The 12,826-nt window shown below is 39.4% G+C and carries 20 protein-coding genes; 10 read left to right on the top strand and 10 right to left on the bottom strand.

The window, feature by feature from the left end:
* Positions 1-5: 5 nt before the first annotated feature.
* The 3 genes from B7E06_RS12740 to B7E06_RS12730 all read right to left on the bottom strand — a co-directional run bounded on the left by B7E06_RS12740 (position 6) and on the right by B7E06_RS12730 (position 2,105).
* A complete protein-coding gene (locus tag B7E06_RS12740; RefSeq protein WP_082234354.1) occupies positions 6-677 on the bottom strand; it encodes a lysophospholipid acyltransferase family protein in 672 nt (223 codons plus the stop codon).
* Entirely contained in the window at positions 664-1,428 is a 765-nt protein-coding gene (locus B7E06_RS12735; protein ID WP_082234353.1) for a carotenoid biosynthesis protein, read from the bottom strand. Before B7E06_RS12735 ends, B7E06_RS12740 begins: the two co-directional genes overlap by 14 nt.
* Before the next feature lie 176 nt (positions 1,429-1,604).
* Positions 1,605-2,105 (bottom strand): DoxX family membrane protein, encoded by a 501-nt coding sequence (locus tag B7E06_RS12730; RefSeq protein ID WP_082234352.1) that lies wholly within the window; start codon positions 2,103-2,105, stop codon positions 1,605-1,607.
* Between the two features lie 482 nt (positions 2,106-2,587).
* Here B7E06_RS12730 and B7E06_RS12725 point away from each other — a divergent pair, with 482 nt between their 5' ends.
* Genes B7E06_RS12725 through B7E06_RS12715 form a run of 3 tightly spaced genes read left to right on the top strand, consistent with a single transcriptional unit; the run spans position 2,588 to position 3,250 of the window.
* Positions 2,588-2,812, top strand: coding sequence for a DUF1659 domain-containing protein (locus B7E06_RS12725; RefSeq protein ID WP_082234351.1), 225 nt, complete (start codon positions 2,588-2,590; stop codon positions 2,810-2,812).
* Positions 2,813-2,847: 35 nt separating this feature from the next.
* The gene (locus B7E06_RS12720) at positions 2,848-3,060 is read left to right on the top strand and encodes a DUF2922 domain-containing protein (protein ID WP_082234350.1); all 213 of its coding nucleotides are present in this window, start codon (positions 2,848-2,850) and stop codon (positions 3,058-3,060) included.
* 58 nt (positions 3,061-3,118) lie between these two features.
* Positions 3,119-3,250, top strand: coding sequence for a YvrJ family protein (locus B7E06_RS12715; RefSeq protein ID WP_082234349.1), 132 nt, complete (start codon positions 3,119-3,121; stop codon positions 3,248-3,250).
* Positions 3,251-3,287: 37 nt separating this feature from the next.
* On the opposite strand, the gene lepB is transcribed toward B7E06_RS12715, so the two are convergent.
* On the bottom strand, positions 3,288-3,809 hold the full coding sequence (gene lepB / locus B7E06_RS12710; protein WP_082234348.1) for a signal peptidase I: 522 nt from the start codon (positions 3,807-3,809) through the stop codon (positions 3,288-3,290).
* A gap of 104 nt (positions 3,810-3,913) precedes the next feature.
* The gene (locus B7E06_RS12705) at positions 3,914-5,071 is read right to left on the bottom strand and encodes an aminotransferase A (RefSeq protein WP_082234347.1); all 1,158 of its coding nucleotides are present in this window, start codon (positions 5,069-5,071) and stop codon (positions 3,914-3,916) included.
* A 102-nt stretch (positions 5,072-5,173) separates the two neighbouring features.
* Between B7E06_RS12705 and B7E06_RS12700 the strand changes: the two genes are divergently transcribed.
* The 4 genes from B7E06_RS12700 to B7E06_RS12690 all read left to right on the top strand — a co-directional run bounded on the left by B7E06_RS12700 (position 5,174) and on the right by B7E06_RS12690 (position 6,483).
* Positions 5,174-5,320: an FbpB family small basic protein gene (locus tag B7E06_RS12700; RefSeq protein WP_082234346.1), complete on the top strand. Its 147-nt coding sequence runs from the start codon at positions 5,174-5,176 to the stop codon at positions 5,318-5,320.
* An 84-nt stretch (positions 5,321-5,404) separates the two neighbouring features.
* The gene (locus B7E06_RS22240) at positions 5,405-5,641 is read left to right on the top strand and encodes a DNA alkylation repair protein (RefSeq protein ID WP_281249084.1); all 237 of its coding nucleotides are present in this window, start codon (positions 5,405-5,407) and stop codon (positions 5,639-5,641) included.
* A 13-nt stretch (positions 5,642-5,654) separates the two neighbouring features.
* Positions 5,655-6,035 carry a DNA alkylation repair protein gene (locus B7E06_RS12695; RefSeq protein WP_281249083.1) on the top strand — a complete coding sequence of 127 codons (381 nt, stop codon included), beginning with the start codon at positions 5,655-5,657 and terminating at the stop codon, positions 6,033-6,035.
* A gap of 55 nt (positions 6,036-6,090) precedes the next feature.
* The gene (locus tag B7E06_RS12690) at positions 6,091-6,483 is read left to right on the top strand and encodes a hypothetical protein (protein ID WP_082234345.1); all 393 of its coding nucleotides are present in this window, start codon (positions 6,091-6,093) and stop codon (positions 6,481-6,483) included.
* Between the two features lie 66 nt (positions 6,484-6,549).
* On the opposite strand, the gene B7E06_RS12685 is transcribed toward B7E06_RS12690, so the two are convergent.
* The 4 genes from B7E06_RS12685 to B7E06_RS12670 all read right to left on the bottom strand — a co-directional run bounded on the left by B7E06_RS12685 (position 6,550) and on the right by B7E06_RS12670 (position 8,885).
* Positions 6,550-6,765, bottom strand: a complete 216-nt coding sequence (locus tag B7E06_RS12685; protein WP_082234344.1) for a hypothetical protein — start codon at positions 6,763-6,765, stop codon at positions 6,550-6,552.
* Positions 6,766-6,829: 64 nt separating this feature from the next.
* Complete coding sequence (locus B7E06_RS12680; RefSeq protein ID WP_082234343.1) at positions 6,830-7,297, bottom strand: YkyB family protein; 468 nt, start codon at positions 7,295-7,297, stop codon at positions 6,830-6,832.
* Between the two features lie 72 nt (positions 7,298-7,369).
* Positions 7,370-7,939, bottom strand: coding sequence for an SCO family protein (locus B7E06_RS12675; RefSeq protein ID WP_082234342.1), 570 nt, complete (start codon positions 7,937-7,939; stop codon positions 7,370-7,372).
* An 85-nt stretch (positions 7,940-8,024) separates the two neighbouring features.
* Complete coding sequence (locus tag B7E06_RS12670) at positions 8,025-8,885, bottom strand: metallophosphoesterase (protein WP_342743631.1); 861 nt, start codon at positions 8,883-8,885, stop codon at positions 8,025-8,027.
* A 122-nt stretch (positions 8,886-9,007) separates the two neighbouring features.
* Here B7E06_RS12670 and fadH point away from each other — a divergent pair, with 122 nt between their 5' ends.
* Positions 9,008-9,775, top strand: coding sequence for a 2,4-dienoyl-CoA reductase (gene fadH, locus B7E06_RS12665; RefSeq protein ID WP_082234341.1), 768 nt, complete (start codon positions 9,008-9,010; stop codon positions 9,773-9,775).
* Positions 9,776-9,877: 102 nt separating this feature from the next.
* On the opposite strand, the gene trhA is transcribed toward fadH, so the two are convergent.
* Positions 9,878-10,513, bottom strand: coding sequence for a PAQR family membrane homeostasis protein TrhA (trhA, locus tag B7E06_RS12660; protein ID WP_082234340.1), 636 nt, complete (start codon positions 10,511-10,513; stop codon positions 9,878-9,880).
* 257 nt (positions 10,514-10,770) lie between these two features.
* Between trhA and cbpB the strand changes: the two genes are divergently transcribed.
* Together cbpB and B7E06_RS12650 are read left to right on the top strand one after the other, a co-directional pair.
* On the top strand, positions 10,771-11,220 hold the full coding sequence (gene cbpB, locus B7E06_RS12655) for a cyclic-di-AMP-binding protein CbpB (protein WP_082234339.1): 450 nt from the start codon (positions 10,771-10,773) through the stop codon (positions 11,218-11,220).
* A gap of 99 nt (positions 11,221-11,319) precedes the next feature.
* Positions 11,320-12,774 carry an MDR family MFS transporter gene (locus B7E06_RS12650; protein ID WP_082234338.1) on the top strand — a complete coding sequence of 485 codons (1,455 nt, stop codon included), beginning with the start codon at positions 11,320-11,322 and terminating at the stop codon, positions 12,772-12,774.
* Positions 12,775-12,826 lie beyond the last annotated feature (52 nt).

Raw genomic sequence — 12,826 nt, 5'->3', positions numbered from 1 at the left:
CTTTTTCAGCTCCTTCCAAAATTAATAAATAAGTCGTTGCGTTCCTGTATCACACAATCTTTCAGGCTGTCTAACTGTTCGGTAGAAACTTTCTCCAAATACCTTGTGATTTCCTTGCGCTGCAGGGGTATAAGCTTAGTTGTTTCTACCGGGAATCCAACATTAATATAAATATCCGGCTTTTTCGTATGGCCAAAAGAATAGTAGATAGATACCGGAACTACCTCGATCTCCTTTGAGTTTTGAATAATATAAGAAATTCCATTTGAAAAGTGAAGGGGACGTTTTTCTAAATGCTGTTCTTCACCCTGCGGGAAAATCCAGACGGTTTTATTGTTGTTTAGCAGGTCACAGCTGTAACGAAGAGATTCTAATAGATGATTGCGGTCTTTTGAATCTACAGAGTAGACTCCAATCCCACGAAAAAATGGAAAGCGTTCCATGCCTTCCTTATGCATCATTCCATAAGCATCCGATTGTATAACCTGGTCATTTAAAAAGTAAATAACAAGGGAGTCCCACCAGCTGGAATGATTTGCGATAAATAATTTTTTTTTATTCAGTCGCTGATTACTTTCACAACGAATGTAAATGTTTTCAAAGTTTCTCCGGATAAATTGCCGGTTATAACGAGTAAAGCCCCACATGAGCGTATTATTTTTCTTAGCTTTTAGCATAATTATTCCCCCATGCATACAGTCCGTACCAAATAATGCTTAATATGAATACAAAAAGAGCGGCTCCGCCGACTCCTCCAATTACTGCAAGCAGACTGAACATAAAGATGATTGCTCCATACATAAATGCCATTCTTCCATGCCACGTTTTTGAACATGCCTCTTCCTTATTAAACACAATAAGTGAGAGAAGATGGAAAAATAAAGATAAGACAAACCACCCAAAGAAATTAGAGAAAGGAATGTCATAGTAAATTCCCGGTTCATCCCAGATCCAGTATTGCTGTACTTTAAAAGCAACAGGGTCAAGGATCAGATCCATAGTTACAGCTATTAAACTGCCTGTAAAAAGGAAGGTCAACTTTTGAAAAACTAAAGACAATTGCTGCGTTATTCCACGAGCTAATTCATGAGAACACCCTATAATCAGAAGCCAGGCGAACCCAATCGTAATCGGAGTATCGACTATTTTCAACCCGAAATTCTCTCCATAGCTGTAATTCCCAAAGAGGAAGCCCGACTTCACTCCGAGATGCTCAACGTAAATACTCACTATAATAACAAACAGACTGAAAATGGTTCCCCGGATCCAACCGTACAACTGAGTAAAATAAATACCGCCAATTAAGCCGGCGGTAATTAAGAATACGCTGTTTGCCCATTCCAACCAGCTAGGCAAAATGTCAAAGCTTAAAATTATCACTCCACATATGTACCAAATAATAAAGAAACGAAAGATATAAGTAGGCATAAGTACTGCTCCTCTTCATGCATGATAGATTGAATAGTATTATGATAGGGATTAGTGTGAGAAGTAAAGGGAGATACTCTTTCATCATACCTCAAAAATTAATTCTGCAAACAAAGATTTGCCCAATCAGCCGGGTCCAAGCTAAAAATAAAAAAGCACAGCTGAAGGAAGCTGTGCTAAGAAGCTTTTTGATGTTCAGTTTTAAATATGTTTGGTTTATTGAAGGGAGGCTTCACATAAGGTTCGAGTCCAATTCGGCTTGTATTGATACCACCGGCAAGAAGCAATGCAGCCATAATGAGCATCTCTGGATTAGAGCTGATCGTACCACTTAATAGAAATGCCAAATTCATAACGGCTCCAAAGAAAGCACCCGTTTTTGTAAATAGACCTAACAGTAGTGCTAATCCGACAAGCACTTCCCCCCACATTACGAGGAAGCTGAACAAATCGCTGTAAGGTAAGGCTGCTTTCTCCAGAAAGGCGGCCCACCAACCTTGAACAATGGCTTCTTGCCCTTGGGATTTTGCTATAGCCCCTTGGATAAAGCCGCTGGCATCAAAACCACCGGTTATTTTTCCTGCACCTGAACTGATCCAGACAAACCCTAAATAAAATCGAATAAAAGTTAATAAAACTGCAGCACTATAATGCTCTTGAAACCATTTACGTAACATTTAAACCCTCCTTATGTTCAGTGTTTCACAATCTCTTTACACTTAAAATATATTCCTTTTTTATAACAATTGGAATAGTTTGCTCAGTATTTCACAAATAGTACAATTTTATTTGTCTAAATTGTGTCATTCAAGGAAGGAGTATAACTTTGAAATGTTCAGAGATGATAAAAATAGAAAAATTAAAGCTATTCTATGAATTTTTTGATAAACTGTAAGAAGAATGAGGAGGTGAGCGTATGTCTGAAGTTATTATGTTTATTGTCTTAATCGGTACTTGTATTACGCTTATGGGGTTTTGTCTCTTCGATCGAGGCTAAGCCGCACGTTTAAAAATTATTTGCTTAAAAAGATGAACACCCAACCGGGTGTTCATCTTTTTTTGCTTTTACAGAGAGGGAATCCATATTAAATTTTTAATGATAGAACGACACCTCCTTGAAGAGCTCCGTCGATTATAGAAGTGAAAGGAGGTGATCAGCATGGCCGTAACAGCAGACAAGATAAACACACAGCTTCAGCTCGTTTTTGAAAACGGGGTAGATGATGAGGGGAATGTAACTTATCGACGTAAAACCTTTGGAAATGTAAAGATGGATGCTACAGCCGATGAGCTTTACCAGGTAGCCGTTTCTCTAGAGTCCTTGCAGCAACATTTACTTTCTACTATAGAAAAAACAGACCGCTCTCTAATTGTGGACCTTTAGAAAACAGCTAAAATAAAAAGAATGGAGGTGCTGAAATGAAAAAGCTGGAACTGAAATTTTTAAATGAAGAAGGGAAAACGGTAACCGTGTCATTGGACAACCCGATTGAACCAGCTTCACCTGCAGATGTAAACACTGCAATGGATATGATTATTGCCCAAAACTGTTTTACTTCAAGCGGAGGGGATATTGTCGAAAAGAAAGAAGCGCGTATCGTAGAGCGCAACGTTACGAGTATCGAAATTTAAATAAATGAAAGCCGCTGTTACAGCGGCTTTTTTTCTTAAATCAAAGGAGGGAAGTAATGTGGAACAGTGGCTGCCATTAATTACTGATTTGGGATTCCCTGCTGCTGTCACTTTTTATTTGCTGCACCGTATTGAAGGGAAACTCGATGTATTAATTGAAGCATTAAACCAAATTCCAAATAAGCTGTAAAAAAACCACCGCAGTTACCATAGCTGCGGTGGTTAAATTATTTAGTAAGCTCTATTTCATTAAACGGATAGATTACGAGTTCCGTTCGTCCAATTATCTCTTCTTCTGCTACAAATCCGAGACCGTTACGACTGTCCTTACTAACAGAGCGGTTATCTCCCATTACAAAGTACCGGTCTTCTGGAACTTCTATAGGGCCGAAATCACGTGTGCCCATTATAGCACTTTGATCCAGGTAAGGCTGATCGTGCTCCTGTCCATTTACGTATAAGTGACTTTCCCTAATCTCAATCGTATCACCAGGCTGACCGACAACCCGTTTTACGTAGTTTTTCGACGGCTTTTCAATAATAACGATATCATTGTATGAAGGCTGATCAATATAATAAATAATTTTGTTAAACATTACACGCTCTCCGCTTTCAAGCGTAGGGTTCATGCTGGCGCCTTCTACAATTGAGGTTGCAAAGAAAAAAGTCCGCAGTATAAATGCAAGAATGACAGCAATCAGAATTGCTTTAATCCATTCTATCCATTCATTTTTAGTGTATTCCGACACTTTAAATCTTCCTCTCTAACTTAGAACAAAGATGCAACGTTCCTTAAATTTATTTTACCATATTTTTGGCTGAGCTGGGTTATGCAAACACAATGTCTTTAAAGTTAGTGAATTTGATTTAAATAATTTTCCAGTCTGTCCAGCCCGTTTTTTAAGGTCTCTTCGCTATAAGCATAAGATAAACGCATGAAGCCTTCTCCATGAATTGAAAAAGCATCACCAGGAACTAAAGCGAGACCTGCAGTTTTAACAAGTTCCACTGCAGTGTCAAAGGTCGTTTTCCCATTGAGAGGAAACTTAGGAAAAACATAAAATGCACCGTCTGGAATAACATACTCTAATCCCATCTTATCCAGTCGGTCTGTAACATATTCCCTTCTTTTCTTATATTGCTCTTTCATAGATTCAGGGTCAAGTTTTCCATTTTGTATAGCTTCTAGTGCAGCATACTGACTGATAGATGAAGCACAGGAAACGTTATATTGATGAACTTTTAAAATGTGTTTTGCCAGCCATTCAGGTGCGAGAAGGTAGCCGATACGAAAGCCTGTCATCGAGTGTGATTTTGAAACTCCGTTTACAACAATGACGTTATCTCTTATTTTTTCAAACGAAGCGATAGAGGTATGCGGCTGCTCATAGACAAGTTCGCTATAGATTTCATCAGCGATCATAAAAATATCATGCTTATGAATCACTTCAGCCATTTCTTTTAGTTCTTCCTTTGTTAGAGAAACTCCCGTAGGATTCGAAGGATAAGGAAGAATGACACATTTGGTATGTTCAGTTATTGACTGTTCGAGCAGGTCAGCAGTGAGTTTGAAGCTATGAGAAGTAGTGTCTATGTAAGTAACATCTGCTCCTGCCAGCTTGGCTAAAGGTTCATAACCTGGATAGACGGGCCCTGGAAGAAGAACTTCATCTCCCCGTTCAATAATAGTTCTGAGAGCAATATCAATCGCTTGAGAAGCACCTACTGTAACAATTATTTCAGTTGCCGGATTATAATTAAGATCGTATTTCTCAGCGACATGCTCGCTGATAGATTTGCGGAGTTCAAAAATTCCCGCATTGTGAGTATAGACTGTATGGTTATTGTCTAATGCTCGCTTTGCCGCGTCTTTCACATGATCCGGTGCAGGAAAGTCGGGCTGGCCAATAGTTAGCGATACTACATCATCATAATTACTTATCATATTAAAGAATTGACGGATTCCTGAGATCTGAATAGTCGATAAATTTTTATTGATTTTATGTTCCATAATAACCTCCAGCAATTTTAACAAAATGTTCAAACAATTTAGATTTATCTTTTAATTTAATGGGTATAATAAAAATGAACAACAACGAAAGGAGTTGCCATTATGAGACCTAACCGACCTTCCTTTGAAGAGCTTGTTAGTCAGAATAAAGAACAGTTACTTAAAGATCAGCAGGCTATGGATAAAATAGATGACATAATTGATGAAAAACGAATGAGCCTTTTAGATAAAAAGAAAATGATAAACTGATCATATCACAGGAGAAAAGCAGCCGCATAGCGTGGTTGCTTTATTTTTGATTCACTACGTGTATAAAAAGTGAGGGGGGAGCATATGGAATCAAGCCTACAGCTTCGCAATGCAGTAGTTCAAGCTTTCGATAAACATAGGCAGGAAGATAATAGGGAGCCAATGGAGAAGTATTTGAAAAATCATTTTCCTTTCTATGGTATAAAAACACCGCAGCGCACAAAATTGTTAAAGGAAATTTTTTCGGATTTCATCAATCTCTCCTATACAGAAAAGGTCGAAGCAGCTTATCTTCTATATATCCGGTATTGCTCTCTATAAAGATTTTCTTTATATGCGGCCATGGTGGGATACTGTAGATACTGTTGCTGCTCAGCTTTGCGGAGGTTATTTCGAAAAATACCCGGCACTTCTTGAGCCTATTATAGAAAATTGGCGGCGATCCAATAACCTATGGGTTTGCCGATCCAGTATATTACTTCAGCTTAAAAAGAAAGAGAATACGGATGAACGTTTGTTATTTTCCACGATCAGCCATCTCTGCGAAGAGCGGGAGTTTTTTATTGAGAAGGCTATTGGCTGGGCTTTGCGGGAGTATAGCAAAACCAATCCAGCAGCTGTTTTAAATTACATAGAACAGAATGAACTACGTCCGCTCAGCCGTAGAGAAGGGTTAAAGTGGATAAAGGAAAAAGACGGGAGTCCACCGGTATAAAATACTTGCTCAGTGTCGAGACTGATGAAAAAGAAGAGGAAGGAGCTTCTGAATCATGGTAGGGTACGTATTCATGGATTCACTGTTTCATTGGTTTGACCCAAATCTTCTCCAAATTTTTGGTCTTCAGGCATGGCAGGTATTATTCAGTTTAGTTTTTTTATTGGTCGCTGCCTGTATGTGGCTGTTCCGTCCGTTTCTTGAATGGGCAATCGCTAAAAATTGGACGACTTTCCTCAGTTATCTAGGAAGTCTGCTGATTGCTCTAGTATTCCTGCAAATTATTGATCGTTACGCGATGATTCAGCAGGAATCTGTTCTCCCAGAATACTTCTGGGCAGTCAGCCTTCTGGCAATCAGCTCTTATGGCGGGGGAATCATTTTATTTAGAAGTTTACGTAAGGTTACACGGATGTTGTTCAAACGCAATAAGCGAAGAGCCGCTTAATAACTTTATCAGTCTGAGTGGAAAATTAATATAAAATAAATAAGGAGCCTGTTATAGGCTCCTTATTTATTTTGTTGTTTTATCCATTTTGTCAAATAAGTTATCATGCCACTTATATACGTCCTTTGATATTTCCTCCGGACTTCTTCCGACCGGGTGAGCTTCTTTTACACGTTCTTTTTCAGCTGCCGTTAAATGTTCGTAAGAGGACCTCATTTCTGTACCGGCCTCCACGTATCTGTTCAAATGATAGAGAAAGTCTTCCATTGCATTCATCGTCATGCTATCACCCTCCTGATAGCTGTTTACCTTTTTTATCCTGTTCTAAAACCTGTTAAAACACACCTTACTTTCTTTTCTGCCTTTGATTCCAAGGAGCAATGTTCTGCTGGCCTAAAAACGTTGGCGGACTTGGACGGGCTCCTGAGGCTACAGTTGTACGTTGAGGGTTCCAGCCGAGATAGCTGTAGAGTATCTTTTTTGCTCGCGACAAGGAGAGTTTTGGTTTTGGATTCCGGTAAGACTGATCGACACTGCCTAAATGCTCAAGCTGTTCAAAATCCTTCTTCTCTGCGGGGATATGAAAGTAGTAGCCGCCCACCTCAATTAGAAGGGTGGAATGCTGTTTGCTATATTTAGGATGGTCTGAGAAATGAAGACCAATCTTTTTCGCTTTATTTTCTTTTAAAAGCTTTGAGATGGCTTTTTTCTTTATTTCATACAGATGCTGAGGCTCCGGGGCTGTCTTGGCGTGACGGTTGACGATAAAAAGTGACTCGGCAAGCTCTCGATTAGAGACATCTATATTTTTCATTGCCGGACTCCTTTCTTGAATTTTATTCCATCCTACCCAATAAAGGGGAAATTTGCAAAGGAGAAATGGCTTTTATTGTAATTTTTTTAAATCTTCGACAATAACAGTCATTTCCTCTGCTTTTGTGCCATCATAACTTTTTATAACTTTTCCTTCAGGGGTTACAAGATAAAATGCAGTTCCATGAGTAACCTGATTGGTGCCTTCCATTTTTTTTAATGGTGATTGAAAGGATTTAATGGATAACTCTTTAACATCTTGAAAATTATAACCTGTAAGGAAGGACCAATTATCAAAGTCTGCATTAAATTGTTCAGCAAACTCAGTCAAACGTTGTTTCGTATCATATTCAGGGTCCACAGAAAAAGACACAAAGTGAACATCGATATCATCTTTATCTGTTAACTGCTGCAGACGTGCCATGTTATTCGTCATAGGCGGGCAAACTGTTTCACATTGCGTGAAAACATGGTTGGCTATCCAGTATTCACCTTCAAGATCGTCCGGAAGGTTAATGATTTCACCGGATTGGTTAGTAGCTGTGAAAGGCTCCACTTCCCTTGACATGTTTTCTTCGATAGGAGAACCACATGCACTGAGTAAAGCCAGGATGATAAAAATAAGGGCTGTGTTTAATTTCATAAATCTTCCTCCGGTATTAGCCTTAAAGATAGTGTATCACGGTTTAAAGTAAGAAACCCTTAACATTTCTGTGACAAGTGAAAGGTTAAGGGGTATTATTTTGTAATGTAAATACGGAAAACTCCGGCTGGCATAGAAAGCGGTAAGGCATTCGGGTTGTGCCAATTCCGCGACTTACATAGAGAGTCATATGGTCACCTAATAGGTGCTTCCCTTCTACATACTTTTCGCCATAAGGCGGGGTTATCAAAGAACCGATTAATGGGAACCGGACTTGTCCCCCATGACTGTGACCGGAAAGCTGTACATCAACTGGATAGTCTTTAATGTCGTCAGCTATATCGGGTTCGTGTACGAGAAGAATTGTGAATTTTTCAACATCAAGCTTACCCAGAGTTCCAGGAATATTAGGAGCACCCAGCATTATATCATCAAGTCCGGCCAGTAGTATTTCTTCCCCATTTTTCTCAATGGACTTTACATCATTTTTTAACAGTGTAAAGCCGCCATCGGTCATAATGTTTTTAATTGTATCTGTGCCGTAGCCGCCGTGATCATGATTTCCATATATCCAATACTTTCCCAGTGGAGCATGGAGTCCTTTTAAAATCGCCGGAAGTTCTCCGGAAAAATGGTAGGTTTGGGGCTCGTCGACTAAATCTCCAGTAAAAAGAATCAAGTCAGGAGTTTCTTCCTGAATTTTTTTTGTTAATTCCCGAAACTGCTCAAGGTTGTAATTAAAACCCAGGTGCAAGTCAGAAAATTGAACGATATTTAATTGGTTAAAGGAGGCAGGAATCTTTGGATGTTTAAGTACATAACGTTGCTTTCTAAGCATGCCTGGTTCAATATGACGAGCGTAATAATAACCGCTGCCGGATAAACCAAGAAGTCCAAGGCAGCTGTAAAGCATCTTTTTTAGAAAGCTGCGTCTGGTCATTTTCATAAGTTGTCCTCCTTTTCTGCTAATCTATTATATCACCTTTCTTTTTTTGTTATGATTAATTTGAAAAATGAACAGGAATTCATTTTCTTTTATGGAATTAATTAAAAGGGAGGATTGATAAAATGAAAGATCAAGTTGTTATTATTACCGGAGGTTCCAGTGGAATGGGACTTTACATGGCTGAAAGATTTCTCAACGAAGGAGCTAAAGTAGCTATAACTGGCCGCAGCCTTGAACGTCTTCAGCAGGCAAGAGAAAAAATTGCCGAAGGAAGAGAAGAACGCCTTCTGTTAATTGAAATGGATGTAAGAGAGCCTGAACAAGTGGAACAGATGGTAGAGCAGACCGTAAATACATATGGAACAATCGATCATTTAGTGAATAATGCTGCCGGGAATTTTATAGTTCCTGCTGAGGAACTGTCACCAAATGGATGGAATTCCGTAATAAATATAGTGCTAAATGGTACTTTTTACTGCAGTCAGGCTGTAGGGAAGTATTGGATTGAGCATAATGTAAAAGGCTCAATTTTAAATATGGTCGCCACATATGCCTGGGGTGCGGGCGCAGGGGTCGTTCATTCAGCCTCTGCAAAAGCAGGAGTGCTCACATTAAGCAGGACCCTGGCAGTTGAGTGGGGAAGTAAATATGGTATCCGTGTAAACGCGATTGCCCCAGGCCCCATTGAAAGAACAGGAGGAGCCGATAAATTGTTCCAATCTGAAAAAGCGGCTCAACGCACACTTAAATCAGTTCCACTTGGAAGGTTAGGTACACCTGAAGAAATTGCTGGATTGGCAAAATTTATTTTATCCGAGGACGCTGCCTATATGAATGGAGAAGTCGTTACACTAGATGGAGGTCAATGGCTGAATAAGTTTCCGTTCTAAGTCGACTTTGGTAATCAGTGAGAAATTAAAGAAGGAAATCACCTATATTCAAATAGTTTTTTAAACAGCAAAAAAGCTGTCCATATATCGGGGACAGCTTTTTTATATTATATAAAAAAATATAGTGAAAAAATGAAAGATTGAACCGCCTAGCACAAACAGGTGCCATACCATATGATGATAAGTGAAGCTGCGCCAAACATAGAAAATGGCACCAATGGAATATAAAACTCCACCTATGATTAAATACGTAATCCCTCTTGCTGGCACTTCTGTTGTTAATGGCCCCCAGGCTAAAATAATCAGCCAGCCCATAATAATGTAAAAAATAGTCGAAAGTATGACAAAGCGTTTTACAAAGAACACTTTAAATATAATACCAAGCACCGCCATTCCCCACACAATACCAAAGAGTGTCCAGCCCAGCGGCCCCCGTAAAGGAATTAACAGCATAGGCGTATACGTGCCGGCAATAAATAAGTATATGGCCGAATGATCAAAGATTTCAAATAGATCCTTTGCTTTTCCGGCAGGAAAGCTGTGAACCAGTGTGGAGGATACATACAGTAAAACCATTGTTCCGCCATAAATGGAAACAGAGATGATATGCCACCCTGTGCCGTTGAGGCTAGCGTATACAATTAATACCACCAGCATTGCAATGCTTAGGATAACACCGATTCCGTGCGTTACCGCATTTGCAATTTCTTCTCTTTTCGAAAAAGTATGTGTAATCATATTTCATCAGCCCCGCAATCTTAGTTAGGACAAGTATAGCCCTAATTAACAAATTTATAAAGAATTCGACAATAATAGTGGTTTGATTACTATTTTAATAGGGGTAGAAAAAGGTGAACAAACAAAAGATAAGGCAGCAAGAAAATTTTGGAGAATACATTCCTATGGACAGTGAAAGTATGTTACCATAATAATGTATGTGTTCGAGCGTTTCTTAGCTCCTTCGGCAATGGATTTAAAAGGAGTGTGAATAAGTAATGATTAGCGTACAAAGTGAAGATTTGGACTTTCCAAAGGTTGAAGAACTAATGATACCCGCGGAGAAAGTTGCACATGTGCAAATAGGGAACCCGCTGGATCATGCCCTTCTCGTATTGTTAAAGTCAGGATACTCGGCAGTTCCTGTACTAGATCCGAAATTTAAGTTTCAGGGAGTTATCAGTAAATCTATGATCCTTGAAGAGACTCTCGGAGTTGAGCAATTTGAATTAAACCATTTAAATGATATGACGGTTCAAGAAGTGATGGATACTAAAGTCCCTTGCCTGAAAAGAGAAAAATCTATGATTGACGCTTTGCACAAACTGATTGACCACCCCTTTATTTGTGTGGCAAACGATGAAGGCGAATTTGATGGAATTATAACGAGACGGACTATTCTAAAGCAGTTCAGTAAGTATTATCACGAAGTCCTGAAGAGAGCTTAGAAGAAACGGTGAATTTTAGTAAGTTTTAGCATGGCGCCTTTAATGGGCGCCATTTCTTTATTTTAGGAAGTACATAGAGGTCGTGGAAGAGGTGTGTTTATGAAGCGGGGGTTTGTATTGGCGGCAATTATGCTGGCCATGTTTTTAGCGGCCATGGAAGCTACCATTGTTTCTACGGCTATGCCGAGCATTGTAGCTGATTTAGGTGGATTTCGATTTTACAGCTGGGTGTTTTCAGCTTATCTGCTAACCAACGCTGCTACAGTGCTTGTATTTGGGAAGCTGTCTGATAAGTTTGGCAGAAAACCTATCTTTATGATTGGAATTTCACTTTTTTTAGCAGGCTCAGTGGTTGCTGCACTGGCACCATCTATGGGCGTACTGATTACGGCGCGGTTTGTACAAGGACTTGGAGCCGGTGCACTCATGCCCATTGCTACTACTATTGTAGGAGATATTTATACAAAAGAAGAAAGAGCGAAAATTCAAGGATATCTTTCGAGTGTTTGGGGTATCTCAGCGGTGGCAGGTCCCTTAATCGGAGGGTTTTTTGTAGATGTACTCAGTTGGCCTTATGTATTTTGGATTAATATACCCTTAGGACTGTTTGCATTAAGCGGCGTTCTATTTTTCTTTAAAGAGAATAAAAGCAGAGAAACAAATTCGATCGATATAAGAGGGTCCCTCTATTTAACAGCAGCGGTTTCTATTTTAATGTTTATGTTAGTAGAAGGCGGAGTAAGAATTGATTGGATTTCTTCAACGATGGTTCTGCTTCTTATAAGTGTAACGATTAGTCTGTATTTATTCATTCAATCGCAGCGAAGAACTGATTCACCGATGATTCCTATCCGCTTATGGAGCAGTCCGGCCATTCGATATGCGAATTTAACATCTTTAACTACCGGAATGATCTTAATTGGCGTGTCAAGCTATCTTCCTGCTTTTGTGCAAGGAGTGATGGAACAGTCAGCTACCGTGGCAGGGTTTACGCTGACAGCCATGTCGATCGGCTGGCCGATAGCTTCTACCTTGGCAGGCAGACTATTGCTAAGAGTTGGTTTCCGGTTAACTTCCATTTTCGGGGGGATGTCTTTAGTAATAGGAGCTGTTCTTTTTACATTCTTATCACCTGAAAAAGGCCCCTTGTTTGCAGCTGCTGGCTCATTATTTATAGGTATAGGGATGGGGTTTTCAAGTACATCTTTTATCGTTTCTATCCAGCAGTCTGTAGATTGGAAAATACGTGGAATCGCTACAGCAACAAATATGTTCATGCGTACACTCGGAAGTGCTGTCGGTGCAGCTTTATTCGGGGGTATTTTAAATAATAGAATCCAGGCAAAACTTGAAGATGCCGATATGGACGGTGATTATTCTGTGGATTCTATTAATCTATTGTTAAATGAGCAGACGAGAAACCAACTGAGCAGCAGGGCAATGGATATATTTAAAGACGGTCTTACAATAGGACTTCACAGTGTTTATATAGGATTGCTTCTTTTGTCAGTCATTAGTCTGTTGTTAATTCTTCGTCTTCCAAAAGGTTCGTAACTTGTCACATATTATCGGCTTTGATAAAGTAAAGGGGGAAAGTTATCTTGTA

It is taken from the genome of Halobacillus massiliensis (assembly GCF_900166625.1).
Taxonomy (GTDB): domain Bacteria; phylum Bacillota; class Bacilli; order Bacillales; family Halobacillaceae; genus Halobacillus_A; species Halobacillus_A massiliensis.
This window is presented reverse-complemented; position numbering and strand designations above follow the sequence as displayed.

Coding starts and splice junctions, on each gene's coding strand:
- B7E06_RS12740 (WP_082234354.1), bottom strand. CDS start 677: ATGCTAAAAGCTAAGAAAAATAATACGCTCATGTGGGGCTTTACTCGT.
- B7E06_RS12735 (WP_082234353.1), bottom strand. CDS start 1,428: ATGCCTACTTATATCTTTCGTTTCTTTATTATTTGGTACATATGTGGA.
- B7E06_RS12730 (WP_082234352.1), bottom strand. CDS start 2,105: ATGTTACGTAAATGGTTTCAAGAGCATTATAGTGCTGCAGTTTTATTA.
- B7E06_RS12725 (WP_082234351.1), top strand. CDS start 2,588: ATGGCCGTAACAGCAGACAAGATAAACACACAGCTTCAGCTCGTTTTT.
- B7E06_RS12720 (WP_082234350.1), top strand. CDS start 2,848: ATGAAAAAGCTGGAACTGAAATTTTTAAATGAAGAAGGGAAAACGGTA.
- B7E06_RS12705 (WP_082234347.1), bottom strand. CDS start 5,071: ATGGAACATAAAATCAATAAAAATTTATCGACTATTCAGATCTCAGGA.
- B7E06_RS12700 (WP_082234346.1), top strand. CDS start 5,174: ATGAGACCTAACCGACCTTCCTTTGAAGAGCTTGTTAGTCAGAATAAA.
- B7E06_RS22240 (WP_281249084.1), top strand. CDS start 5,405: ATGGAATCAAGCCTACAGCTTCGCAATGCAGTAGTTCAAGCTTTCGAT.
- B7E06_RS12695 (WP_281249083.1), top strand. CDS start 5,655: ATGCGGCCATGGTGGGATACTGTAGATACTGTTGCTGCTCAGCTTTGC.
- B7E06_RS12690 (WP_082234345.1), top strand. CDS start 6,091: ATGGTAGGGTACGTATTCATGGATTCACTGTTTCATTGGTTTGACCCA.
- B7E06_RS12685 (WP_082234344.1), bottom strand. CDS start 6,765: ATGACGATGAATGCAATGGAAGACTTTCTCTATCATTTGAACAGATAC.
- B7E06_RS12680 (WP_082234343.1), bottom strand. CDS start 7,297: ATGAAAAATATAGATGTCTCTAATCGAGAGCTTGCCGAGTCACTTTTT.
- B7E06_RS12675 (WP_082234342.1), bottom strand. CDS start 7,939: ATGAAATTAAACACAGCCCTTATTTTTATCATCCTGGCTTTACTCAGT.
- B7E06_RS12670 (WP_342743631.1), bottom strand. CDS start 8,885: ATGAAAATGACCAGACGCAGCTTTCTAAAAAAGATGCTTTACAGCTGC.
- fadH (WP_082234341.1), top strand. CDS start 9,008: ATGAAAGATCAAGTTGTTATTATTACCGGAGGTTCCAGTGGAATGGGA.
- trhA (WP_082234340.1), bottom strand. CDS start 10,513: ATGATTACACATACTTTTTCGAAAAGAGAAGAAATTGCAAATGCGGTA.
- cbpB (WP_082234339.1), top strand. CDS start 10,771: ATGATTAGCGTACAAAGTGAAGATTTGGACTTTCCAAAGGTTGAAGAA.
- B7E06_RS12650 (WP_082234338.1), top strand. CDS start 11,320: ATGAAGCGGGGGTTTGTATTGGCGGCAATTATGCTGGCCATGTTTTTA.